The 24,505-nt window shown below is 67.2% G+C and carries 17 protein-coding genes, 1 tRNA gene and 2 pseudogenes; 2 read left to right on the top strand and 18 right to left on the bottom strand.

Going from position 1 to position 24,505, the window contains the following annotated elements; translation table 11 throughout:
• Positions 1–510: 510 nt before the first annotated feature.
• The 3 genes and pseudogenes from SRB17_RS45905 to SRB17_RS02490 all read right to left on the bottom strand — a co-directional run bounded on the left by SRB17_RS45905 (position 511) and on the right by SRB17_RS02490 (position 5,038).
• On the bottom strand, positions 511–1,224 hold the full coding sequence (locus SRB17_RS45905; RefSeq protein WP_228395821.1) for a hypothetical protein: 714 nt from the start codon (positions 1,222–1,224) through the stop codon (positions 511–513).
• A 1,533-nt stretch (positions 1,225–2,757) separates the two neighbouring features.
• A pseudogene (locus SRB17_RS45900) lies at positions 2,758–3,509 on the bottom strand (IS5 family transposase); the annotation flags it as partial.
• 41 nt (positions 3,510–3,550) lie between these two features.
• Complete coding sequence (locus tag SRB17_RS02490; protein WP_153534189.1) at positions 3,551–5,038, bottom strand: FAD-dependent monooxygenase; 1,488 nt, start codon at positions 5,036–5,038, stop codon at positions 3,551–3,553.
• A 345-nt stretch (positions 5,039–5,383) separates the two neighbouring features.
• Between SRB17_RS02490 and SRB17_RS02485 the strand changes: the two genes are divergently transcribed.
• Positions 5,384–6,211: an alpha/beta fold hydrolase gene (locus SRB17_RS02485; RefSeq protein ID WP_153534187.1), complete on the top strand. Its 828-nt coding sequence runs from the start codon at positions 5,384–5,386 to the stop codon at positions 6,209–6,211.
• 263 nt (positions 6,212–6,474) lie between these two features.
• Here the strand turns inward: SRB17_RS02485 and SRB17_RS02480 are convergent, their stop codons facing one another.
• Positions 6,475–6,918 carry a VOC family protein gene (locus SRB17_RS02480; RefSeq protein ID WP_228395863.1) on the bottom strand — a complete coding sequence of 148 codons (444 nt, stop codon included), beginning with the start codon at positions 6,916–6,918 and terminating at the stop codon, positions 6,475–6,477.
• A gap of 605 nt (positions 6,919–7,523) precedes the next feature.
• Positions 7,524–8,111 carry a TetR/AcrR family transcriptional regulator gene (locus tag SRB17_RS45265; RefSeq protein WP_194293878.1) on the bottom strand — a complete coding sequence of 196 codons (588 nt, stop codon included), beginning with the start codon at positions 8,109–8,111 and terminating at the stop codon, positions 7,524–7,526.
• A gap of 391 nt (positions 8,112–8,502) precedes the next feature.
• On the opposite strand from SRB17_RS45265, the gene SRB17_RS02470 reads away from it, so the two are divergent.
• Positions 8,503–9,252 (top strand): glucose 1-dehydrogenase, encoded by a 750-nt coding sequence (locus SRB17_RS02470; RefSeq protein WP_153534181.1) that lies wholly within the window; start codon positions 8,503–8,505, stop codon positions 9,250–9,252.
• A 175-nt stretch (positions 9,253–9,427) separates the two neighbouring features.
• On the opposite strand, the pseudogene SRB17_RS02465 reads toward SRB17_RS02470, so the two are convergent.
• The 13 genes and pseudogenes from SRB17_RS02465 to SRB17_RS02405 all read right to left on the bottom strand — a co-directional run.
• A pseudogene (locus SRB17_RS02465) lies at positions 9,428–9,607 on the bottom strand (IS3 family transposase); the annotation flags it as partial.
• Positions 9,608–10,502: 895 nt separating this feature from the next.
• Positions 10,503–10,576 (bottom strand) — tRNA-Met (locus SRB17_RS02460).
• A 196-nt stretch (positions 10,577–10,772) separates the two neighbouring features.
• Positions 10,773–11,372, bottom strand: a complete 600-nt coding sequence (locus SRB17_RS02455; RefSeq protein ID WP_153534178.1) for a hypothetical protein — start codon at positions 11,370–11,372, stop codon at positions 10,773–10,775.
• Positions 11,369–11,635, bottom strand: a complete 267-nt coding sequence (locus SRB17_RS02450; protein ID WP_153534176.1) for a hypothetical protein — start codon at positions 11,633–11,635, stop codon at positions 11,369–11,371. The genes SRB17_RS02455 and SRB17_RS02450 overlap by 4 nt, the downstream gene beginning before the upstream one ends.
• 18 nt (positions 11,636–11,653) lie before the next feature.
• The gene (locus SRB17_RS02445; protein WP_153534174.1) at positions 11,654–12,877 is read right to left on the bottom strand and encodes a hypothetical protein; all 1,224 of its coding nucleotides are present in this window, start codon (positions 12,875–12,877) and stop codon (positions 11,654–11,656) included.
• Between the two features lie 272 nt (positions 12,878–13,149).
• Positions 13,150–13,509, bottom strand: a complete 360-nt coding sequence (locus SRB17_RS02440; RefSeq protein WP_153534172.1) for a PASTA domain-containing protein — start codon at positions 13,507–13,509, stop codon at positions 13,150–13,152.
• A 666-nt stretch (positions 13,510–14,175) separates the two neighbouring features.
• Positions 14,176–16,146: a TIGR03960 family B12-binding radical SAM protein gene (locus SRB17_RS02435; protein ID WP_153534170.1), complete on the bottom strand. Its 1,971-nt coding sequence runs from the start codon at positions 16,144–16,146 to the stop codon at positions 14,176–14,178.
• A gap of 70 nt (positions 16,147–16,216) precedes the next feature.
• Positions 16,217–17,716, bottom strand: coding sequence for a CYTH and CHAD domain-containing protein (locus tag SRB17_RS02430; RefSeq protein ID WP_153534168.1), 1,500 nt, complete (start codon positions 17,714–17,716; stop codon positions 16,217–16,219).
• A gap of 147 nt (positions 17,717–17,863) precedes the next feature.
• Positions 17,864–19,060 carry a rod shape-determining protein RodA gene (rodA, locus tag SRB17_RS02425; protein ID WP_153534166.1) on the bottom strand — a complete coding sequence of 399 codons (1,197 nt, stop codon included), beginning with the start codon at positions 19,058–19,060 and terminating at the stop codon, positions 17,864–17,866.
• Positions 19,057–21,315 (bottom strand): penicillin-binding protein 2, encoded by a 2,259-nt coding sequence (gene mrdA, locus SRB17_RS02420; RefSeq protein WP_323374863.1) that lies wholly within the window; start codon positions 21,313–21,315, stop codon positions 19,057–19,059. Before mrdA ends, rodA begins: the two co-directional genes overlap by 4 nt.
• A gap of 137 nt (positions 21,316–21,452) precedes the next feature.
• On the bottom strand, positions 21,453–22,130 hold the full coding sequence (gene mreD, locus SRB17_RS02415; RefSeq protein ID WP_153534164.1) for a rod shape-determining protein MreD: 678 nt from the start codon (positions 22,128–22,130) through the stop codon (positions 21,453–21,455).
• Between the two features lie 14 nt (positions 22,131–22,144).
• Positions 22,145–23,086, bottom strand: a complete 942-nt coding sequence (mreC, locus tag SRB17_RS02410; RefSeq protein WP_323374862.1) for a rod shape-determining protein MreC — start codon at positions 23,084–23,086, stop codon at positions 22,145–22,147.
• Between the two features lie 177 nt (positions 23,087–23,263).
• A complete protein-coding gene (locus SRB17_RS02405) occupies positions 23,264–24,283 on the bottom strand; it encodes a rod shape-determining protein (RefSeq protein ID WP_153534162.1) in 1,020 nt (339 codons plus the stop codon).
• Between the last annotated feature and the right edge of the window lie 222 nt (positions 24,284–24,505).

Here is a 24,505-nt window from a genome sequence, read left to right as displayed (position 1 = left end):
GGAAATGGGACCGCTCTCGAACCTGGTCTGTAGTGGGGATCGCGGATGTCGGCGCCCAAGTGGCTGACGAGATTGCGTAGCCCTTTCCCATGGTCATCGCTCACGCCGACTTCACTGCCCTCCCGCCTGAGGCGGAGAACCGTACTGGTACGTCGACCGACGACAGTCAGCCACGACGTCGGGACTGCCGACCGTTCATGGCCGCCGCCCCTCATCTTTATCAGGTCGACCACAGGGGACCGTTGAGTTTCTGAACATTCGAGAGGACGCCGTCACCTGCAACCAATCGCCGGAATCGAACCCCGTTTGCAGGTGGCGGCTCGGGGAGCAGGGCGTCGGCACGGCACGGTCCGAGGCGCGGTCCGTCCTGATGCTCTGGCATCCGGGCATCGAGAATCCCGGCCCGATTACGGCGGGCCGGGATCCTGTATTGTGCGCCTGGCCGGAGGGCGCCGGCCCGATTCCGGTGGGCCGGCGTCCTCCTGCATGCGCATCAGGCGGTTGCCGGCTTTAGCCTTCGCCGAATCCGCCGCCCTCGCCGAATTCGCCCTCGCCCTTCCCGTGGCGGCAGATGACGCGGAAGCTGGCGACGACTCCGTTCTTGACCTTCACGCCGTCCTCCATCTCCTCGTGGTGCTCGCCCTTCTCGTGGTGCTCGCCCTTCTCGTGGTGCTCGCCGTTCTCGTGGTGCTCGCCGTTCTCGTGGTGCTCGCCGTTCTCGTGGTGCTCGCCGTTCTCGTGGTGCTCGCGCTCCTCGCAGTTCCCGTTCTCGTTCTCCTTCTCGTCCTCGTCCTTGAACCTCGGGCAGACGCCGTTGGCGGAGCTGTGGGGGCCGACGGTGGCGATGGGGGCGCCGTTGTCGCAGACGGCCCCACGGAAGACCTCGACCACGTTGCGGCTGTCGTTGCGGATGTTCAAGGTCTTGGCACCCAGGCCGCTGACGACGGTGATGCAGCCGTCGGGGCGGCCGGAGAATTCGCGCTCGTTGAAGAAGACCCTGCCCTCGAAGTGGCGGCGGTGCTCCCTTCCTTCTCTTCCTTCGTTGCCCTTGCCTTCGTTGTTGTTGGGGGTGCTGGGACCGCCGAGCGGCGCCGCCACGACAGCCGCCGGGGCGGACTGGGGAGACGGCGCTGAGACGGCCGAGGCGTAGGTGATACCAGTCGCGGTCAGTGCCGCGGCGGCCGCGACGGCCGTGGCGATCTTGCGGGAACGGGTCATGAACATGTCGCTTGTTCTCCCTCTGAGACTGAGAGCAGGAGCGCCCGCTGTGGCAGCCGGTGCGTGATTGAACGTACTAACACCCCCTATTGCTGTCATATCGAGCGAATCGGAATCCCGGCTTCGTGGGGCTGATCGGGTATACGGAGGCCCGCTACGGCGCTCCGAAGTTGTGCTGATGAACCATCAAAACTGTTGTCAGTAAGGATGGTTGACTGGCAATTAGCCCTTACAGGTGATCTTCTGACGTCTAGTCACCCGTGGTGGCCGTGGGTCGCCGGGAAGTGTCGGCGAGTCGCTGCTTGACATGCGGTCTGTCGTAGGTTCCAAGTGGGCACGGCCTACCCTCCGCGTCGGGCAGGTAGTGGACCTGCCCGGTAAAGCACGACGTTGGGGCCGTGATCTTCGAGGCTCGCGCCAAAGTGGCTCGTAAAGCCGTGGAGCCGACCGTCCCAGCCACGACGTACCCCTTCTGACGCCTGGTGGCTGATTGCTGTGCGCACGGCCCGGGTGCCGGCCAGGCTGGAGCGGGGCGGAAACAGGGAAGGGGGATCGACGGCCGACCGATCACGCGCAAGCCGGCTGGTCCCTCAAGACCCACTCCATCTCGGAAACGATGTACGGGGTACTTCCAGGGCCCGGCAACGGCGTCCGAGAGGGCGCCGGCGGCGCCGACGGGCGAGGGACCGAAGCGCCGACCGCAGCCGACACAGCCGCCACCTCCTCCTCCTCGCTCGCCCCCGCCGGCGCCTCCCTCACCCGATCGAGTGCCTCACCCCACGTCAGTGCGCGTGGCCACTCGAAGCCGGGGTCGGGCCGGCGTTCTTGACCGTCAGAGGAAGCAACTTCTTGCCGGTCGAGCCGATTTGGATGGCCGTGTCCATCTGGGGGCAGGCAGCTCCACACCCGCTCGAGGCACAGGCCTCTGAAACTTCGCGGGCACAAGCGAGGGACCTGCCGGCGCTAAGGTGTCGGCGCAACCGGGGCCCAAGGCACTCACCCTCAACCAGGTGCCGGCGTCTTCGTCTCAGACCGCCGGGCTGAGCATTCTGCTGATCTTGTACTAGTCCACTCCCATCGACGTCACTGCTGGACTGCTGCGAGAGGCTCTCGGCCGGCTGGTGGCTCGCCACTGATACCTTGCGGTCCAACAGGGGTGATGACGGCCTGTGGGAGGAGCGTTTCCTTCGCACGCATGAGTTGTGGACCGAATTCAGTGCCGCCGTAGCGGCGGTTTCCGTCGCAGGTCCTCGGCAAGTGACACAAGCAGCAGAACCACTGATCGGCGTCATGTTCGAGCTGGACTCTGCGGGGACCGACTGGCGCGATGCGGTGCAAGCCGGCCGACAACACGGCTTGACCGCCTTCGTTGAGAGGTTTGATACCGCCCTGGACGCGATCCAGGCGCCTCGGGCCGCCTTTCGGCAAGCCGTACGCGAAGCATTGGGTACCGACTGACGCCGTGTGCGACCAGCACGAAGTGGCGTTTCTCGACACCTATCAACGAGCTGCCAGTTCGGTCGAGGGCTACCAATCACCGCGCCGCTGCTTCAGCTTGTTGAAGCACCGTTCCACCACGTTGCGCCGCTTGTAGGCGTCGCGATCGAAGGCCGGGGGCCGTCCACCACGGCTGCCGCGGTTCAACCGGTTGCGGACCTGGTCGGCTCGCTCGGGAATGGTGTGGCTGATCCCGCGCCGACGCAGCCGGCTTCGGATCGCCCTGGAGCTGTAGCCCTTGTCGCCCAGGACGTGTGAGGGCCGCACCGGGGGCCGTCCCGGACCCGTCCTGGGCACCCGGATCGCCTCCATCACGGCGATGAACTGGGTGCAGTCCTTGGTGTTGCCGCCCGTGACGGTGAAGGCGAGCGGGCGGCCCGCGCCGTCGCAGCCCAGGTGGATCTTGCTGGTCAGGCCGCCTCGGGAGCGTCCGAGCGCCGGGTTGCGGAGCCCCCTTTTCGGGCGCCGGCGGCATGCTGGTGGGCGCGGACGATCGTGGAGTCGACCGACACCAGCCAGTCGATGTCCCCGGCGGCGCCCGCCCGGACCTGGGCGGCGCGGAGCATCCGCTCGAACGTGCCGTCCGCCGCCCACCGGCGAAAACGGGTGTGCAGCGTGGCCCACGACCCGTACCGCTCGGGCACGTCCCGCCAGGCCGTGCCTGTACGGAACTTCCACACGATCCCGTTGAGGACCCTGCGGTCGTCCAGCCGCTTGCGCCCCCGCGACGACACGGGCAGCAACAGCCGGACGAACTCCCGTTCGGCATCGGACAGTTCATGGCGACGTATCATCCGACCGTGATCCACCACTCAAGATCATTTGACGACAGACCCTAGTCGGGTGAAGGGGCTACAGAGCTGGAGCCCTGTGTGCCGCACCATTCGGTCAATGCTTTACGGGCCGCGTCGATGCGATGTTCAGGTGACTCGTCCGAGATGGCCCATGCGATATAGGCGTCTGGTCTGACCAGAACACTCTTTTTGGTAGCGCCCTTCGGGGATACGATCTCCACCTCGCCGGCCCACTCTGTGATCAGTGAGGGGAAGCCCTCCGTGTCGGACGGTGTGACAAGGACGAACCGTCGCTTACGGAGGGCTTCGTAGAGTCTGCGTCCGTCGCTGAGGGGGACGTCAGGTGCCCGCTTCCCGACAAGGGGATGCGCGCCGACCGCGGCGGCGTAGGAAATGTCGATTCCCGAGATTGCCATGGCCAGTCGTCGGGCCACTGGTGGGATTTGCAGCACCGTACGCGCTGACAAGTCACGGAGGCCGCACAATGCCCGTGGTGTGGTGAGGACGCCGCGGAGCAGTGCCCCGCTCATCCGCAGAACCCGGTGTCCCACCGGGTGCCGTTCGTTCTGATAGCTGTCGAGCAGGGTGTCTGGTGCGCGGCCACGCTGAACGGCTGCGAGTTTCCAGCTCAGGTTTGCGGAGTCCTGGATGCTGGTGTTGAGGCCCATGCCGCCGGCCGGGGAATGGACGTGGGCGGCGTCGCCGACGAGGAATACTCGGCCTACTCGGTAGCGGGGTGACTGGCGTTCGTCGCTGTGGAATCTGGAGAGCCAGCGAGGGTCGTGCATGCCGAAGTCGCTGCCGAGCGCCTGGCGGGCGACGTCCTTGATTTCTTCCAGATCGACCGAGGCGTTGTCGGGCATGGGGTGGTGGCGATTCCAGGCCATGACCCTGAACCAGCCGTCGCCGAACGGGACGACAATGGCGAAGGCGTCTCCGGTCGCCGCCACGGTGGGCGGCTGCTTCGGCGGATCAGCCATCCGGACGTCTGCGAGCATCATGGAGCGAACGGCGGAGCGGCCGGGGAATGGGAGGCCGAGGGACTGGCGCACGCAGCTGTTTCGTCCGTCTGCGCCGACGACGAAGTCTGCGCGCAGGCTGTGTTCAGTGCCGGCTGGTGTCTTCACGGTGACGTCGACACCGCTCGGGTCTTGCTGGACGCCAGTCACTTCGTGGGCCCGCATGATGTTCACGCCGTGTGTCAGGGCGCGGGACAGGAGCAGTCGCTCGGTGTTGTACTGGGGCGTCACGAGCACGTGGGGGTAACGGGTCGGCAGGTGCGACAGATCGATCCGCAGAAATTGCAAGATCGGATTGCGGAGGCCGGTCAGAAGCAGGTCGTCGGCCAGGCCGCGGGCGTCCAGTTGCTCCATCGTTCGGGCGTGAACGGCGAATGCGCGTGTCAGCTGGGATTCCCCTTCTCGCCGTTCCACGACGGTGCAGCGCACTCCGGCCTCGGCCAGGTCACCTGCGAGCAGCAACCCCGCTGGACCAGCACCGACGACCAGCACGTCAACGTCGGATCCCATGTCCTGCCCTCCGCGTGCCACAGAAGGAGTAGTAACGACCCGTGATCACCTGGCTGCCGTCCGCCACCGGTGGTGATGTTCAGGGCGGGTGGGTGACTGTGCCCGGAGTTCACTCGGGTGGCGTAAGCGGTGAATTCTCCTGACCGCAAGGACCACCGTACGAGACAGACCACTTCCTCGCCTGTCAGGCAACGACCGTCCCACTCGTACCGAAGCGGTGGTTCCAGACGCGCTGAATCGCTGCCCCGCAATTAATGTTGATCTCATGCGGCGCCGCTTTCGCGTCACATCCCCGGAGGGCGTGACGTAAGGGACCCGCGAGCGGACATCGAGAGGAGCGCAACCATGCCCTTCGCCACCGCCGAGGACGGCACGCAGATCTTCTACAAGGACTGGGGCTCGGGCCGGCCCGTGCTCTTCTCCCACGGCTGGCCGCTCACCGCCGACGCCTGGGACCCCCAGATGAAGCTCATGGTGGACAACGGATTCCGCGCCATCGCTCACGACCGGCGCGGTGGCGGCCGCTCCGGTCAGCCCTGGGACGGCAACAACCTCGACACGTACGCCGACGACCTGGCCGCGGTCATCGAAACCGAAGACCTGCACGACGTCATTCTGGTCGGGCACTCCACCGGCGGCGGCGAAGTCACCCGCTACATCGGCCGGCACGGCACGGCACGGGTCGCCAAGCTGGTCCTGCTCGGCGCGATCCCGCCGCTGATGCTCAAGACGGAAGCCAACCCTGAGGGCCTGCCGATCGAGGTGTTCGACGAGATCCGCCAGGGTGTGCTCACGGACCGCTCGCAGTACTACAAGGACCTCAGTGCCCCGTTCTACGGTGCCAACCGCGAGGGCTCGACCGTCTCCCAGGGAACGCGTGACGAGTTCTGGCTCTGGAGCATGACAGTCGGCATCAAGGGCGCCTACGACTGCATCAAGGCGTTCTCCGAGACGGACACGACCGAGGACCTGAAGAAGGTCGATGTGCCGACACTGATCGTGCATGGCGACGACGACCAGATCGTGCCCATCGTCTCCGCGGGCGCCAAATCATCCAAGATCGTCAAGGGCGCGCAGTACAAGGTCTACGAGGGCGCACCTCATGGCCTTGCGATGGTGCCCAAGTACGCCGAGATCTTCAACAAAGACCTGCTTGAGTTCGCGCGGAGTTAGCGGCGGCTCGCGCCCCGGTGAACGGCAGCACTACCGCTGGAACTGCTGGGAATCGGCGCTGTGAATTGGCCGCCCGGGAGCGCCGGCTCATCGCCTGACAGACCGCGCGTTGGCCGCATGCGCAAAGGGCATTCGCCGGCCGGCCGCCGCAAACCTGCGTGAGGCAGCGGCGGCGGTCGGCGGCGCCCCCGAACCATGTCCCGGACAACTACGTCCGGAGCGGCTGAATCTGGCTCGGCGGCCAGGTTGATCGGTTCGCCGTGTCAGCCGACCGGGCTTGCTCCTTGCTGGAAGACGTTGATGAGATTTCCGTCGTTGTCACGGATCGCGGTCGAGATACTGCCGTCGCCGAGGTCCATCTGCTCCCAGACGGTCGTCACCCCCAGATCACGGAAGGTGCGGGTCACGCTCTCGAGGTCCTCGACACGGAAGACCAGGGCCTTGTTGCCGATCGGGCGGATGTGGGCGGGGGGCTCTGCCGTCAGTTCAGGGATCCGCACACCGTTTGCGGGCTGAAGGAGCTCGAGCCGGAAACCGGGCCCCTCCAAGAAGGCAACGTCCGCTCCGATGGCGTCGAAGCGGGACTTCGCCACCAGGGTGAGGCCGAACACCCGGTTCCACCACTGGATCGACGCGTCGAGGTCACTGACGGAAATCGTCACGTTGTGGAGGCTGTAGGTGAAGAGCGGCTGGGGAGGGGTGGTCATGATGATCACTTTTCGTTGGGCGTGTGCAGTCGTTTGCGGAGGGGCACGCGAGACCTCGCGCAGTCCCGCCCGGCGGTTTCCCTGCCGTGCAGCGGAACAGTCTGTACCTGTCTACCGCCGACCCGAAGTCCCCTTGCAGTAGCGAATCCGCGGGTCGCATTTCAAAGGTAGAACTTATGGACCGTTCAGTCAAGAACGTAGGTCTCCTTCACATGCGTTGCGAAGTCAGTCGATCAATCCACTATTTGAGCGCTCGCCGCGCCGCCGGCATTCGAAAGAGAGCCGCGAACAAGGTCCTGTGCGGGAATCTGTAGAGCTCGCCCGCAGCGCTCGCGTGAATCGGTCCGGCGCCGTCGGCTGCCAGAGCGTCGTCCGGCCCGCGGTGAGGCGCAGTCGATGGCGCAGCCGCACGGCCGAAGAGGGCCCGCTCAAGGGCATGACGAAAGGGGCGGGTCGGCAACTGTGCCGGGGCGGGCGGCCGGGCCACTCGTGGGAACGTTCGGAGGGCAGGCGCGCTGGACGCTCGCGCGCCGATCCTAGGCGGGCCCACCCTGATCGCTGTTTGTCGGCATATCACCTGTGGACGATGCCGACCCGCAGGATGTTCAGTGCCGGGACAGCTGCTTGAGGGCGGCCTGGCCTATCTGCAGCAGAGCTGAGCCGTCCATGTCGGTCTTGGCGAGAAACTCGATGCCCTGCATGACGGCGAGGAGCAGTCGCCCGAGCTCCTGGGCGTCCGCGCTCGGTTCGACCGTCCCGTCGTCCTGGGCTTCCTTTACGCAGGCGATCAGAAGATCTTCGACCGCCTGATAGGTGGTCCGGGCTTGGGAGACCACATCCGGATCGTTGCTGTGCAGCTCGGACGTGCTGTTGGCCAGAAGACAGCCGCGGCGCTGCGGGTCCTCCGTGAATCCCTTGGCCACCCCCTCAACGAGCAGGGTCAGGCGTTCGAAGGGCGTCCCGGGCCCGGTGAGGACCGCCCGGACGCCGTTCAGCTGTTCCTCGCGGTAGCCGTCCAGCACGTGCAAGAACAGCTGCCGCTTGTCGCCGAAGGCGCCGTACAGACTTCCCTTGCCCAGCCCGGTGGCGTCCGTCAGGTTCTGCAGTGATGTAGCCGCGTACCCCTGATTCCAGAACTGCTCGCGCGCAGACTCCAGTACCTGGTTGTCATCGAAATTCCGCGGTCGTCCCATGGGAAGCAGCGTACGTTCTTCTTGACCCATCGGTCCAGATCGTCGGGCGCGCAGCACAGGCCCGGCTGCTCGCGGTGACGCGCCCTGGGCGTTCCCCTCGTCGCCGCCGTGCAGGGCCGCCGTGCAGGGTGAGGCCGGGCAATAGGGGGCGCGCAATGCACGGCTCTCCGTCAGGGGTTTTCCCGGCGCCCTCGCGGACAGGCCTGTGCCGGCCGCCCTGTCGCGCCTCGACAGCGTGCCCGCGGTCACGTTTTTGTCCGTGCGGTCCATAACAAGGTTCTTTACCGTATAGTCCATAACCGGGCTCGGGGCCGTCCGGTTCGGGCTGTAAAACCGCAGTGACACTTGGTGCACGACTTCTGGCGTTCGCACCGGACAGGGGTAAACGATCATGGGGCAGCTTGACGGGAAGACGGCAGTCATCACCGGAGGCAACAGCGGAATCGGACTGGCCACCGCCAAGCGATTCGCACGTGAAGGCGCCCACGTGTTCATCACCGGCCGCCGGCAGGAGGCCCTCGACGCCGCACTGGCCGAGATCGGCGGCGAAGCCACCGCCGTCAGGGGCGACGTCGCGGATCTCGCGGACATCGACCGCCTCTACGCGGCTGTCGCCGAGCGAGGCCAGCCCATCGACGTACTGTTCGCCAACGCGGGCGGCGGTCAGTTCGCTGCTCTTGAGCAGGTCACCGAGGAGCACTTCGACGCCACCTTCAACATCAACGTACGGGGAATGCTCTTCACTGTTCAGAAGGCCATTCCGCTGCTCAACGACGGCGCCTCGGTGATCCTGACCGGATCGACTGCCGCAACCTCAGGCGGCGCCGCCTTTGGCGTGTACGCCGCGTCCAAGGCCGCAGTCCGTTCCTTCTCGCGCACCTGGGCCAACGAACTAAGCGGCCGCGCGATCCGGGTGAACACCCTGGTCCCCGGCCCGATCGTCACCCCGGGCATCACCGGCCTGGCTGCCGACGCCGACCAGGCCGCACAGATGAGGCACGCCTTCGCCAGCCAGATTCCGCTGGGTCGCATGGGGCACCCGGACGAGGCCGCTGCTGCCGCACTGTTCCTCGCCAGCAATGAGAGCAGCTTCGTCACCGGATCCGAGCTTTTCGTGGATGGCGGACTCAACCAGATCTGATCGCCGCAAGAGGATGCGCTGTGCCTGTCCCGGCGAAGACGACAGTCGCCCTGTCCGCGTCGCGATCACACCGGTAGTCACACCGAACCTAACGGGTGGGCGCAGCCCCGCCAGTGTGTACGCAAATGATGGCATCCGGAACCTGAGGTTGATCCCTGGGAGTGGACACCGGGTTTCATGCGACGAGTGACAGCGTATGTGATGTGGTCAGTTGCTGTTCGAACTCGGCTGGTGTGAGGTAGCCGAGCGCGGAATGCCGACGGCGCCGGTTGTAGTACGAAAGCCAGCGGAACAGCTCCAGCCGAGTCTGTGCCTTCGAGGTCCAGTGCCTTCCGTGGAGCAACTCGCGCTTGAGGAAAGGACCCGGCAACGGCGTCCGGGACAAGGTCGACCGGTCTGGCAAGCGAGGACGCGAAGCGCCGACCGCGGCCAGCGCAATCGCCACCTCCTCCTCGCTCGCCCCCGCCAGCACCGCCATCACCCGATCGAGTGCCTCGCCCACTTCAGTGCGCGTGGCCACTCGAAGCCGGGGTCGGGCCGGCGTTCTTGACCGTCAGGGGGAGCAACTTCTTGCCGGTCGGGCCGATTTGTATCCGAGTGTCCATCTGCGGGCAGGCATCCCCACACCCGCTCGAGGCACAGGCCTCTGAGACTTCGCGGGCACAAGCGAGGGACCTGCCGGCGCTAAGGTGTCGGCGCAACCGGGGCCCAAGGCACTCACCCTCAACCAGGTGCCGGTGTCTTCGTCTCAGACCGCCGGGCTGAGCATTCTGCTGATCTTGTGCTAGTCCACTCCCATCGATCTAATAGCCAGTCGTGGATTCTGGAATAGCAGCAGTGCTCGAGGCAGCAGTAGGTGCGGCAGGTGGGTTGGTAGGCGGTTGGCTGACCCTGCTTGGCCAGTGACAGCAACGCCGTGCTGAACGGGCGCGTTGGCGCGACGACATGCGACGCCAGGCCTACACGTCACTGCGGGAGGAGCGATTCCTTCGCACGCATGAGTTGTGGACCGAATTCAGTGCCGCCGTAGCGGCGGTTTCCGTCGCAGGTCCTCGGCAAGTGACACAAGCAGCAGAACCACTGATCGGCGTCATGTTCGAGCTGGACTCTGCGGGGGAAGATCCTCACGGCCTACACCACCCGGTGGGACAGCGTCCCGTCACGACCCGGCGTAACCCGCACCGTTAAAGATCTCTAGCAACATATGAAGGCAGAACCTGGCGTGCATGTCCAGGCTCTGCTTCATGTAGTAGCGGGGACAGGATTTGAACCTGCGACCTCTGGGTTATGAGCCCAGCGAGCTACCGAGCTGCTCCACCCCGCGTCGGCGTAGGAACACCCTACGTCAATCAGCGGCATCCAGTGACCAGCCCTCGACTGACGACGCCCGTAGAGCTCCTGACACGATCTTGCGGATGTGCGGCGCGCCGGAGGGCACTGCCGAGCCTGCCTGTCCCGTCTCCGTCATCCGCGCGGTGAAGTGATGACGCCGACGATCCTGGAGAAGGCCGGCGTTGGCCTCAGCGTTTGAAGGGGTTGGCGGTCATCTCTGCGAGGGGCTGACGGATGTCCTGGGCATGGTGTTCGGCGTAGTGCGCGACGCAGGCGAGGATGAGCAGCCTGTTGACGCGGTCATCGTGGATGGTGGCGGCGTATCGTGCACGGACTCCACGGAGTCGTGTCAGTTCGAAGCCGGCGGATTCCGGTGACCGGAAGTGGAGGCGAGTGGTGAAGGCGAACTCGCTCGCCGGTACCGCGAGGAGGTTTCCCAGTCTGGAGTCGCGGCGCAGCTTGGTGCTGACGCCGGCCGACTTACCGATCAACTCGCCCAGTCCGTTCTGAATGACGGTCCACTCAACGTCACGCAGCGCCCGATTCCGCGTTTCGGCCTTGCCGAGTGGTGTGCGGTCGGCCAACTTGGCGCTGAAGTCGGTTACATAGCCGACAAGTTGGTCGAGCCCCGGGTCCGTGTACACCCGGTATTCGCTTGGGCTGCTGTATACGGTGTCCTTGTGCATGCGGGCCACCGGAGTCTGCTGTCCGTCGACGTGAACGTTGTACGTGGTGTGCGCGCGACCGTAGTCGGCCGTGACAGTGAATGAGCTGAGCGACTGGATCATCGTCGGCCGCCTCCGCCCCGTCCCACGGCTCGACGGCGGGCGTCCTCGGTGGCGGTCCGGCTCAGCTGCCCGATGAGGTGCTTGATGTCATCGACCTGGGCGCCGGCCTTCAACTCCTGGTAGATCCTGTCGGCGATCTCTTCCTGTTGCGGGCTCCGACCTGTCAGCAGTACGTCGCTGAGCCGGTCGGCCGGCTCTGCCTGCTCTCCCGCGGCGGGGGCGCGCTCGGGGCCCTGTGGGCGATAGTCGTAGTAGGAGGACATGAGTCACACTCCGAGTGCTCAGGCTGCCGGGAGCAGGCCGATACGGGCGGCGCCGACGGTAGCGTTCCAGCCGTCGCTCTTTTCGAATGCGAAGCCGTGCTGCTCGACCTCGTCGAGGAGGCTGCTGACGCTGGGTATCTCGGGCATCTCGGGCGCCTTGCTGAACTCGACGATTTGCCGGACGCCCTTATTGATCGCTTCTACGGCGTCCGAGATCTTGCCGTATATACCCTCGATGATCGCGATACCGGTGATGATGTATTTGACGATCTTGTAGATCTTGTACATCTTGTCCGCCGTGAAGAAGCCTGCGACGGCGTCCGCCAACGGATCCTCGGGCCCCAGGCCGATTCCCTCGATCATGGCATCGCCTGCGGCCATTTCTTCGGCCTGCTTGACGAGTTCCTTGATCTCATTGTTGATCAACTTATTGATTTCCCTGAGGGCGAGATGAACAAGCACGACGATGGTCTCGTAGCCCACCTTGTAGAGCTTGGCCGCCTCCTTGGCCGCATCGCCGACTCCACCCATGCCCATCGTCCAGTTGAACAGGTACGAGTCGAAGGCAGTCGCGGCCTGGCCCGTCCACTCCGTCCCGAGCTCCCAGGAGCCTTTACGCAAGGTACCGGTCACGGTGTACGCGGCATCACCCAACGCATCGTAGACGTCGTGCAGGTAGAGCAGTCGGCCGTACTTGCCGGACAGCGGGGTGAGTAGGAGCTCAACGAGGCTCTTGCCAGTACAGAACTTGAATATCGAGTCTGCACCCCTGAGGTCGCTGTTCCAGCCCAGTGCCCAGAGCTGATGCTCGATGTTCCTGGACGTGTCGTCCTCGGCGCTGTCCGGTGCCTTCAGTTCGACCTCTTCATCGTTGAAGTTGCCGACGCGGTGAAGGCCGGGAATCGCTCCGATGTCCGGGAAGTGGGAGGAAGCCTGTGGGTATATGTTGCGCAGTCGCAGCGCGACGTTCTGGTCGGTTTCCGTATAGACGGCACTCGTACGGTGGATCTTTTCACCGACCAGGACCATGCCCCGCTCGCACTGCGCGAACTTGCCGTGGAAGAAGGCCGAGACTTCTGGGATGAGCGGGCGCAGCGGGAGGAGCAGTCCGTCCAGGCCGTCGGCCTTGGCGCACTCGTTGCTGCTCCATTGCACGAGGGTGCTCAAATGGCTGCCCTGCTTTTTCGCGAGATCCGCGTAAGCGTGGAAGTCGCCCCGTGTGGGCGTGCGAAGGTCCTTCACGGCCGTCCCCCTGTGACGTCATGCCCATGCCCGGCACTCGTAGGGGACACTACATGCTGTAGTAGTGGACTTGATCCATTGTTGGCATGTTCATTGGCAAGTCATTGACTGCGTGCCCGGCTAAGAAACTTGCCGCCGCAGCCAGCCAAGCTATTACTGCGTAAGCAGAGCTCGACCGAGGACTGCTCAGCGCGGGCCTTGGCCCACAGGAACAAGGCACACGCAGCGACGGACAGGGGGCGCCGAGGACGGCGTACGGGCTGAGACAACCTCTAGAGCAGGTGGCCGTGATGACGCTCGCGCCACGTCAACTTGCCCACGCCGAGCACGAGCACTTGCTTCACTCCGAGCTGCGCGCCCGCCTTCACCGACTGGGTGTTCACGTCCCAGTTCGATGCCACCAGCACCACCACGTGGTTTCCGTCATCTGCCCGCAGCTTGATCCGGCTCTTGGGCACACCGAGCTTCGACATCTGTTCCTCGGCCTTCTCGGCGTTCTTCCCGGCCAGATCGGGCATCGTCACCGGGCCTGTCGCGACCGGTGTGGGCGCGCCCTTCCCAAAAGCGCCGCAACCGGCCAGCGCCGGCACCACCGCAAGTATGAGCGCCGCGCCGCAGATGTACTTCCTCATGCTCCACTCCTAGGCTTCGCGGTTCCGCCCCTGAGGTTTCGCCTACGTACGAAGATCCTAGGCAGCACAAGCAGCCTTCGGCTCTGCCGTCCAGCTACCGGGCAGCCGGCATATTGCCATCGCGCCAGTCGTTCACAGGCTTCCGGATGGCGGCCGCCTCAAAGGCAACGGCGTTCACCAGGCCATGCTCGGCGTCGCCCGACTCCCAGACGACGTACCCGAGCCTGGAGTGCGCGGCGCGTACGCGGGATCGTCGATCACCGTGTACGCGGCGATCGTCAGCCCGGTCGCGAGGGCCGCGCGCAGTGAGCGGAGCCAGCCGCCCTGACGACGTAGAGCACAAGTTGCAACTCAGTTGCGTTGAGCACTCCACAGCGCCGCCCACGGACTCACGAGTCACCGAACACCAACGAGCCCCCTCCCAATCAGGAAAGAGGGCTCGCGGGGCCAGGCAGTCGCGCACAGACCTGGAGGGGACCTGAGACCCACTCCACCTCGGAGACGATGTGTGGAACTCGTCCAGGGCCCGGCAGCGGCGTCCGAGAGAACACCGGCGGCGCCGAAGGACGAGGGCTCGAAGCACCGGCCGCAGCCAACGCCGCAGCCACCTCCTCCTCGCTCGCCCCCGCCAGCACCTCCATCACCCGATCGAGTACCTCGCCCACCTCAGTGCGCGTGACCACTCGAAGCCGGGGTCGGGCCGGCGTTCTTGACCGTCAGGGGGAGCAACTTCTTGCCGGTCGGGCCGATTTGGATGGCCGTGTCCATCTGGGGGCAGACACCGCAGTCGAAGCAGGGCGTCCAGCGGCAGTCCTCGACCTCCGTCTCGTCGAGGGCGTCCTGCCAGTCCTCCCAGAGCCAGTCCTTGTCCAGGCCGGAGTCGAGGTGGTCCCAGGGGAGGACCTCCTCGTAGGAGCGCTCGCGGGTGGTGTACCAGTCGACGTCGACGCCGTAGGGGACGAGGGCCTTGTCCGCGCAGGCCATCCAGCGGTCGTAGGAGAAGTGCTCGCGCCAGCCGTCGAAGCGGCCGCCGTCGTCGTACACCGCGCGGATGACGGCGCCGATACGGCGGTCGCCGCGGGAGAGGAGGCCCTCGACGATGCCCGGCTTGCCGTCGTGGTAGCGGAAGCCGATCGAGCGGCCGTACTTCTTGTCGCCGCGGATCTTGTCGCGGAGCTTGGCCAGGCGCGCGTCCGTCTCCTCGGCGCTCAGCTGCGGGGCCCACTGGAAGGGGGTGTGGGGCTTGGGAACGAAACCGCCGATCGAGACCGTGCAGCGGATGTCGTTCGAGCCGGAGACCTCGCGGCCCTTCTGGATGACGTGCGTCGCCATGTCGGCGATCTGGAGGACGTCGTCGTCGGTCTCCGTCGGCAGGCCGCACATGAAGTACAGCTTCACCTGGCGCCAGCCGTTGCCGTAGGCCGTGGCGACCGTGCGGATCAGGTCGTCCTCGGAGACCATCTTGTTGATGACCTTGCGGATGCGCTCCGAGCCGCCCTCCGGGGCGAAGGTCAGGCCCGAGCGGCGGCCGTTGCGGGTCAGCTCGTTGGCCAGGTCGATGTTGAAGGCGTCGACGCGGGTGGAAGGGAGCGAGAGGCCGATCTTGTCGTCCTCGTAGCGGTCGGCCAGGCCCTTGGCGATGTCGCCGATCTCCGAGTGGTCCGCGGAGGAGAGGGACAGGAGGCCCACCTCCTCGAAGCCCGTCGCCTTGAGGCCCTTGTCGACCATTTCGCCGATGCCCGTGATCGAGCGCTCGCGCACCGGGCGGGTGATCATGCCGGCCTGGCAGAAGCGGCAGCCGCGGGTGCAGCCGCGGAAGATCTCCACCGACATGCGCTCGTGGACCGTCTCGGCCAGCGGGACGAGGGGCTGCTTGGGGTACGGCCACTCGTCCAGGTCCATGACCGTGTGCTTGGACACGCGCCAGGGGACACCGCTTCTGTTCGGGACCACGCGGGCGATACGGCCGTCGGGGAGGTACTCGACGTCGTAGAAGGCCGGGACGTACACCCCGCCCGTCCTCGCCAGGCGGAACAGGGCCTCCTCGCGGCCGCCGGGGCGGCCCTCGGCCTTCCACGCGCGGATGATCCGGGTCATGTCGAGCACGGCCTGCTCGCCGTCGCCGATGACCGCCGCGTCGATGAAGTCGGCGATCGGCTCCGGGTTGAACGCCGCGTGGCCGCCGGCCAGGACGATCGGGTCGTCGTCCGTGCGGTCCTTGGACTCCAGGGGGATTCCGGCCAGGTCCAGGGCGGCGAGCATGTTCGTGTAGCCCAGCTCCGTGGAGAAGCTGAGGCCGAACACGTCGAAGGCCTGCAGCGGGCGGTGGCTGTCCACCGTGAACTGCGGGACGCCGTGCTCGCGCATCAGCGCCTCCAGGTCCGGCCACACGCTGTAGGTGCGCTCGGCGAGGACGCCCTCCTGCTCGTTGAGGACCTCGTAGAGGATCTGGACGCCCTGGTTGGGCAGACCGACCTCGTATGCGTCCGGGTACATGAGCGCCCAGCGGACGTCGCACTCGTCCCAGTCCTTGACGGTGGAGTTGAGCTCTCCGCCGACGTACTGGATGGGCTTTTGCACATGCGGGAGCAGTGCTTCGAGCTGCGGGAACACCGACTCGGCGGCTTCGGCAGGCATCTCGCGAACCTTCGTGAGCTGACAGGGGTGACCATCAAGCGTAACCCGGCCGAAGGGCTCCCCCGTACGCTCAGACGGCCGCCGTGGACCCGATCTCCTTCCACAGTCGCGGCAGCTCCGCCTCGGCCTGCGCCGCCCGGGCCTCCTCGCGCCCGTACAGCACCCCGTACGTGAAGGTGTTCTCCCCCGCCGCATGGGCCACCGCGGACAGCTCGCGCAGGGTCAGGCGGGTCATGACGCTGTCCTGGTGGTCGCCGAGGAGGGTGGTCAGGGACTTCATGGCCTTGGTGAGGGAGCGGGCCGGGCCGCCGAGGGCCGGGGCGGCCGCCTCGGCCGCGTACCGGGTGCGCTTGGCCTTCTTGCGGGCCTCGTGCACGGCGACGTCGCGTTCCTCGCCGGGCGGCACGTCGATCGCCTGCTCGACCAGGGCGGACACGGTCGCCAGGTCCTTGGCCGCGGCCTTGGCGAGGACCTTCCCCGGCTTCTTCCCGGCGGCCTTGCGCAGCGGCGGGTCGGCGAGGAGCGCGTCCAGGGTGTCCAGCAGGGTCAGATAGCGGCGGGAGTCCAGCACGCCGGCCAGATGGGACTGTGCGCCGCCGCGGCGGGCCTGGGCCCAGGAGGCGAGGCGTTCGGGGACCGGTCCGGCGACCAGGTGGGGCGGCAGGGCGTCCAGGGCGGCCGTCAGGCGTTCGGCCATCACCTCCTGGTCGCGGCCCACGCCCAGCTCGCCCGCGAGCCACTTCAGCTCGGCCGCGACGGGGTCGGTGACGGCGCGGTCGAGGACGGAGCGGAAGCTGCGCAGGGTGCTGCGGGCGCGACGGGTGGCGACCCGCATACGGTGCACCGAGTCGGGTATGTCGCGGCGGACGGCGGGATCGAGGTCGACCAGCACGTCCCGCTGGGCGCGCAGATAGGCGAGAACGTGGTCGCCGGCGGTCACCTGCGGCGCGGGCTTGTCCTTCCTGGGGCGCCGTCCGCCCGTCTGCTCCAGGGCCCGGGCGAGCTTCGACGGCGACTTCGAGGGCCGTACGCCCGCCCTGCGCAGCCGCTTCTCCACCAGGTCCAGGAAGGCGGGGTCGCCGTCGTCGGCCAGCTCCACCTCGATCTCGGTCCACTGGGCGGCCCCGCCCCTGCCGCCGAGCCGCTCGGCGGTCACGGCGTCGACGCTCGCCTCGGCCAGCAGGGCGCCCTCGGCGTCGACCAGGTGGCGCACGTCCCGGGCGGAGCGCAGCCGGACCAGCGGGACCAGCTCGTCGTCCCGGACCCGGGACCGGACCAGGGCGGCGATCTCCTCGGGGACGGTGTCGGAGAGCGGGGCCCGAATCTCGTCCCGCACGCCCGGTCCGACCGGGAACTTCAGATGCCAGCCGGCGTCCGAGCCCCCGGTGCGGCGGCGCAGGGTGAGGGCGGCGGCGGCCAGGCGCTCGTCGGCGGTGTCGTAGTAGGTGGCGTCGAGCTCCACCACGCCCTTGTCCAGGACGGCCGCCACTCCGCCGACGCCGGTCAGGTCGGGCAGCCCGCTGTCGTCGGACTCGTACTTGCGCTCGATCTCGCGTTTCGCATCCGCCATGGATCGAATCTAGTTGTCCGCGGGGCGGTGCGGCAGGGGCGGTCCGGGGTGAATGGCCGGAAAATTCCCGTCATCCACCCGGTGAACGACCCTCCGGAGCGCGCGGGGAACGCCAACCCCGTAGGCCCCCGCCGGACCGCCGGAGGCCTACGCCGACATGGGTCTTTGGACCTTGATCGACTGCAGCAGTCCCACGGCCACCCAGATCGCGAACATCGACGAGCCGCCGTACGACACGAAGGGCAGCGGCAGACCGGTGACCGGCATGATGCCGAGGGTCATGCCGATGTTCTCGAAGGCCTGGAAGGCGAACCAGGCGACGATCCCGGCGGCCACGATCGTCCCGTACAGCTCGGTGGAGTCGCGGGCGATACGGCAGGCCCGCCACAGCACCACGCCGAGCAGGAAGATGATGAAGCCGGCGCCGACGAAGCCCAGCTCCTCCCCCGCGACCGTGAAGACGAAGTCCGTCTGCTGCTCGGGCACGAACTGGCCGGTGGTCTGCGAGCCGTGGAAGAGGCCGGCCCCGGTCAGGCCGCCGGAGCCGATGGCGATACGGGCCTGGTTGGTGTTGTAGCCGACGCCCGCCGGGTCCAGGTCCGGGTTGGCGAACGCGGCGAAGCGGTTGATCTGGTACTGGTCCAGGATGTGCAGCTGCCAGATCGCGACACAGCCGATCACACCCATGATGAGCAGGCCGAAGATCCAGCGGTTGGAGGCGCCGGAGGCGAGCAGCACGCCCAGGATGATGGCCACCATGGCGAGCACCGAGCCGAGGTCCGGCATGAGCAGCAGGATCAGGCACGGTACGGCCGCGAGGCCCAGGGACTGGGCCACCGTCCGGTGGTCGGGGTACGGCTTGTCGCCGGCGTCCACCCGGGCGGCGAGCATCATCGCCATGCCCAGGATGATCGTCACCTTGAGGAACTCGGCGGGCTGGAGCGAGAAGCCGCCGACGACGAGCCAGTTGCGCTGGCCGTTGATGGTGGCGCCGAGCGGGGTGAGGACCGTCAGCGCCAGCAGCACCGACAGGCCGTAGAGGATCGGCACGGCGTTGCGCAGGGCGCGGTGGCCCAGCCAGAGCGTGCCGATCATCAGGGCGAACCCGATGCCGAGGTTCATCAGGTGCCGTTCCAGGAAGAAGTACGGATCACCCTGGTTGATCTCGGTGCGGTTGCGGGTCGCCGAGAACACCAGCGCGGACCCGATCAGGGACAGCGCGACGGCGGCCAGCAGTATCGGCCAGTCGAGCCTGCGGGCCAGCGAGTCGCGGGCGAAGATCCTGGTCCAGCCGGCCCGCTCGGGGCCGTACCCGGAGACGGAGAAGCTGTTCGCGCCGGTCATGAGGGCATCCTCCGGCTTCCCCGCCCGGGGATCCTGCGTGATCGCCTGCGGGTGTTGCGGTTGCCCGTGGTGGGCGAGGGCGAGGTGGCGGGCTGCTGGTCGTTGCCGTTGCTGGGGTTGCCCTGCTGGGAGGCCTCGGTGTCCTTCGCCGGGTCGCCGGCCACCTTCGGGGCGTCGATCGTGCCGTCGGTGCGGACCTTCGGCAGGCCCTTCTGCGGCTCGGGCAGCAGCGCCTTCTTGGTGTCGATGGAGCCGTCGCCCTGGACGCCGTAGAGCGCGCTGTAGATGTTGCGCACGGCCTCACCGGCGGAACCGGAACCCGTACCGGCCTGGGAGATCGTCATGATCACCGAGTAGTCCTTGGAGTACGTGGCCAGCCAGCCGGTGGTCTGCTTGCCGTAGACCTCCGCCGTACCGGTCTTGCCGTGCAGCGGGATCTTGTTCTGCGGCCAGCCGTTGAACTTCCACGCGGCCGTACCGCGCGTGATGACGCCCGCGAAGGCGTCGTCCATGCCCTTGAGGGTGGCCTGGCTGACCGGCAGCTTGCGCTGCACCTTGGGTTTGATCTCCTGGACGCTCTTGCCGTCGCCGCTGATGATCGCCTTGCCGATGGCCGGGACGTACTCGGTGCCGCCGTTGGCGACGGCGCCGTAGATCATCGCCTCCTGTATCGGCGTGACGAGGGTGTCGCCCTGCCCGATGGAGTAGTTGATCTCGTCACCCTCGCGCATCTTGTTGCCTTCGAGGCAGTTCTCGTAGGCGATCTTCTCGACGTAGGAACCGTCCTTCTTGCCGCTCTTGCACCAGGCGTCCTTGTTGGCCTTCCAGTAGTCGAGCTTCCACTGGCGGTCGGGGACCCGGCCGGTGACCTCGTTGGGGAGGTCGATGCCGGTCTCCTTGCCGAGGCCGAACTGGTGGGCGGTCTTGAAGAAGTAGTCCTTCGGCTGGCCCTTCTTGGGGTTGATGCCGCCGTCCCGCTTCCACTCCTTGTCGGCGAGGCCGTAGAAGACGGTGTCGCAGGAGACCTCGAGCGCGCGCCCGAGGGAGATGTCGCCGAAGTTCTCGCCCTCGAAGTTCTTGAAGACCTGGCCGCCGACCGAGTACGAGCTGGTGCAGGGGTAGCCGCCGTCCCAGGCGTAGCCGGCGTTGACCGCGGCGGCCGTGGAGACCACCTTGAACGTCGAACCGGGGGCCGCCTGGCCCTGGATGGCCCTGTTGAGCAGCGGGTAGTCGGAGTCCTTGCCGGTGAGGGCCTTGTAGTCCTTGGCGGAGATGCCGCCCACCCACACGTTCGGGTCGTAGGTCGGCGCGGAGGCCATCGCGACGATCCGGCCGGTCTTGGCCTCCATGACGACGACGGCGCCGGAGTCGGCCTTGTAGTTCTCGTGGGTGATGTCGTCGTACTGCTGGCGGGCGGCCTTCATCGCCTTGTCCAGCTCGTACTCGGCGACGCGCTGGACGCGGGAGTCGATGCTGGTGACCAGGTTCGAGCCGGGCTCCGCGGCGTCCGACTTGGCCTTGCCGATGACCCGGCCGAGGTTGTCGACCTCGTAGCGGGTGACGCCGGCCTTGCCGCGCAGCTCCTTGTCGTACTCCCGCTCCAGGCCGGAGCGGCCGACCATGTCGGAGCGCAGGTAGGGCGAGCCGGTGCCCTTGGCCTGCTGGATCTCGGCGTCGGTGACGGGCGAGAGGTAGCCGAGCACCTGCGCGGTGTTGGAATTGCCCGGGCCGGGGTAGCGGCGCACGGCCTCGGGCTCGGCGGTGATGCCGGGGAAGTCCTCGGCGCGCTCACGGATCTGCAGGGCCTGCTTGGGCGTGGCCTTGTCGGTGATCGGGATCGGCTGGTACGGCGAGCCGTTCCAGCACGGCTTGGGGGTCTTGGCGTCGCACAGCCGGACCTTCTGGATGACCTCCTCGGGCTTCACGCCGAGGACGCCGGCCAGCTTGGTGAGGACCGCCCTGCCGTCGTCCTTCTGCTTGAGCAGGTCGGTGCGGGAGGCGGAGACGACCAGGCGGGTCTCGTTGTCCGCGAGGGGCACTCCGCGGGCGTCCAGGATGTCGCCGCGCACGGCGGGGTCGACGACCTGCTGGACGTGGTTGCCGGACGCCTCCTTCTGGTACTGGGCGCCCTCGCGGATCTGCAGGTACCAGAGCCGGCCGCCGAGCGTGCCGAGCAGGGAGAGGACGAGGATCTGGATCACGACGAGCCGGATCTGGACCCTTGGGGTCCGACCGGTCTCGGGGATGTTGGTCACTGCGGCTGCCTCCCCCTCTCAGTGCGATGGTGCGAGAGCGCGTACGAATGATGAACGACCAGCCTGTGAACGCGCGTTCCACGAAAGCCGACCCGTTCGGGTGAACTCCGGGGATTCCCCGGCGGCCTGACTCGTCCTCACAGCCGCTTGACCCCCTTGATCCGGCCGACCCGCGCGGAGCGGGTGCGGGCCTTGGCCTTCAGCGCGCCGAAGCCGCCGCGCTGGCTGCCGATGCGCAGGCCGGTGCCGGAGGAGAGCCAGCCGGTGGAGATGTCTCCGGCCTTGACGGCGGGGCCGGACTCGGTCAGCGGGTCGTTGTCCGCACGGCGGGCCAGCCACATGATCCCGGGGACCACGAACGGGGCCAGCAGCAGGTCGTACAGGGCCGCCGAGAACAGCAGCCCGGGCAGGCCGACATGGCGGGCGGCGGTGTCGCCGACGAGCGCGCCCACACCCGCGTACAGCAGCGTGGACCCGATGGCGGCGGCGACCACGACGGCCATCGGGCCGGTCGCCGACTTCAGGCGGCCGTGCTCCGGCCTGATGAGCCCGGCGAAGTAGCCGGTGACGCACAGCACGAGGGCGTAGCGGCCGGCCGCGTGGTCGGCGGGCGGGGCGAGGTCGGCGAGCAGGCCGGCGCCGAAGCCGACCAGGGCGCCGCCGACATGGCCGTACACCATGGCAAGGCCCAGGACGGTGAGCAGCAGCAGGTCGGGGACGGCGCCGGGCAGATGCAGGCGGGACAGGACGCTCACCTGGATCACCAGGGCCACGACGACCAGCGCGCTGGAGAGCAGGATCCGATTGAGGCGCATGGAAAGGTCAGCTCCTACTGCTGCGGGCCGGTCGAGTCGTTCGCGTTGGCCGAGGGGGTCACCGTGACGGTCACCGTCGGTGTCGGTACGGGCTTGGGCTGGGCCGGCAGGACCTCGTCGCGCGGGTCCTTCTTCGGGGCCTGGACGACCACGCCGACGATGTCGAGCTTGGTGAAGCCGACGTACGGGGTGACGTAGATGGTGCGGGTGAGGCCGCCGTTGGAGGGCTCGACACGGGAGACCACGCCGACCGGGACACCGGGCACGAACGGCCGGTCGGCCTGCGAGCCGAAGGTGACCAGGCGGTCGCCCTTCTTCACCTCCGCCTTGGCGTTGAGCAGTTCCACGCGCAGCGGCCGGTCGCCCTGCCCGGAGGCGAAGCCGAGTTCGTCGCTGCCCTCCATGCGGGTGCCGACGGTGAAGTCGGGGTCGTTGGCGAGCAGCACGGTGGAGGTGTCCGGGCCGACGGTGGTGACGCGGCCGACCAGGCCGTCGCCGTTGAGCACGGTCATGTCGCGCTTGATGCCGTCGTTGGCGCCGGCGTCGATGGTGATGGTCCAGGAGAAGCCCTGGGCCGCTCCTATGGCGATGACCTGGGCACCCTTGATGCCGTACTGGCCCTCGCCGGCGATCTTCAGCATCTTGTCGAGCTGGTTCAGCCGGCTGCGGTTGCGGTCGTCGCTGCCGAGTTTGGCCTTGAGAGCCGCGTTCTCCTTCTCCAGCCGGGCGAGCCGGGCGTGCCGGCCGCCGGAGTCCCGGATCGCGGAGACGGCGTTGCCGACCGGCTCGACCGCCGAGGACAGCCCGTTCTCGACGGGGCCGAAGACCGCGGCCGCGGCCTGCCGGGCACCATCGACCGGGGAGTTCCTGCCCCCGCGGATGTCCACCGTGATCAGCGCGAATGCGATGGCAACCAGCAGGACCAGGAGCAGCCGGCTCTCTTTCGTGTCCCTCACGTGCGGCGGCCGTGCCCTTCCTCAATAGGAATTCGGGGGCCCTTTGCTGGGGGCGATACGCGACGCGTTACGCGAAACGCAAACCCGAGGGGCCCATTTGGGGGAGCTTATGCCTCTATATCAACGATCCGCCGCACGAGAGGAGAACGTCTCGTACGGCGGAATCGAAGAGTTACGTCATCTGCGCGGCTGGGCGTCCAGGACCTGCTGCAGCGCTTCGAACTCCTCGACGCACTTGCCGGAACCGAGCGCGACGCTGTCCAGCGGATCCTCGGCGATGTGGATCGGCATGCCGGTCTCCCGGCGCAGCCGCTCGTCGAGCCCGCGCAGCAGGGCGCCGCCGCCGGTCAGAACGATTCCTCGGTCCATGATGTCGCCGGACAGCTCCGGCGGGCACTTGTCGAGGGTGGTCTTGACCGCGTCGACGATCGCGTTGACCGGCTCCTCGATCGCCTTGCGGACCTCGGCGGCCGAGATGACCACGGTCTTGGGCAGCCCGGACACCAGGTCCCGGCCGCGGACTTCGGTGTGCTCGTCGGAGTCGCCGTCGTACGCCGAACCGATGGTGATCTTGATCTGCTCGGCCGTGCGCTCACCCAGCAGAAGGCTGTACTCCTTCTTGATGTACTGGATGATCGCGTTGTCCAGTTCGTCGCCCGCGACCCGGATGGACTGGGCGGTGACGATGCCGCCGAGCGAGATGACCGCGACCTCCGTGGTACCACCGCCGATGTCCACCACCATGTTGCCGGTGGCCTCGTGGACCGGCAGGCCGGAGCCGATGGCGGCGGCCATGGGCTCCTCGATGATGTGCACCTGGCGCGCACCCGCCTGGGAGGACGCCTCGATCACGGCGCGGCGCTCGACGCCCGTGATGCCCGAGGGCACACAGACGACCACCCGCGGCCGGGCCAGATAGCGCCGCTTGTGGATCTTCAGGATGAAATAGCGGAGCATCCGCTCGGTGATCTCGAAGTCGGCGATCACGCCGTCCTTCAGCGGGCGGACGGCCACGATGTTGCCCGGCGTCCGGCCGATCATCTTCTTCGCTTCGGCACCGACCGCGAGGATCCCACCCGTGTTGGTGTTGATCGCGACGACGGACGGTTCGTTGAGTACGATTCCGCGACCCCTGACGTACACCAGCGTGTTGGCGGTCCCGAGGTCGACAGCCATGTCACGGCCGATGAACGACATTGAGTTCCCCATCCGGATTCATCTGGCCTTCCCGAGCTTTTGAGGGCATATCAGGTCGGCGAGGCGGGTGCGGTGACGCGAAGGCCTCCATCGTAAACGTGCCTTCGCTAACACTGCGCGAGGGTCTCCGCCATTGTCACCATGTGGCGCCCCGCCCCGCTTGTGGAGACGGTCCAACGGAGGCACGCGTTCCCCCGAACGGCAAGGCATATGCCAAGGGAC

It is taken from the genome of Streptomyces sp. RB17 (genome assembly GCF_009604455.1).
GTDB lineage: Bacteria > Actinomycetota > Actinomycetes > Streptomycetales > Streptomycetaceae > Streptomyces.
This window is presented reverse-complemented; position numbering and strand designations above follow the sequence as displayed.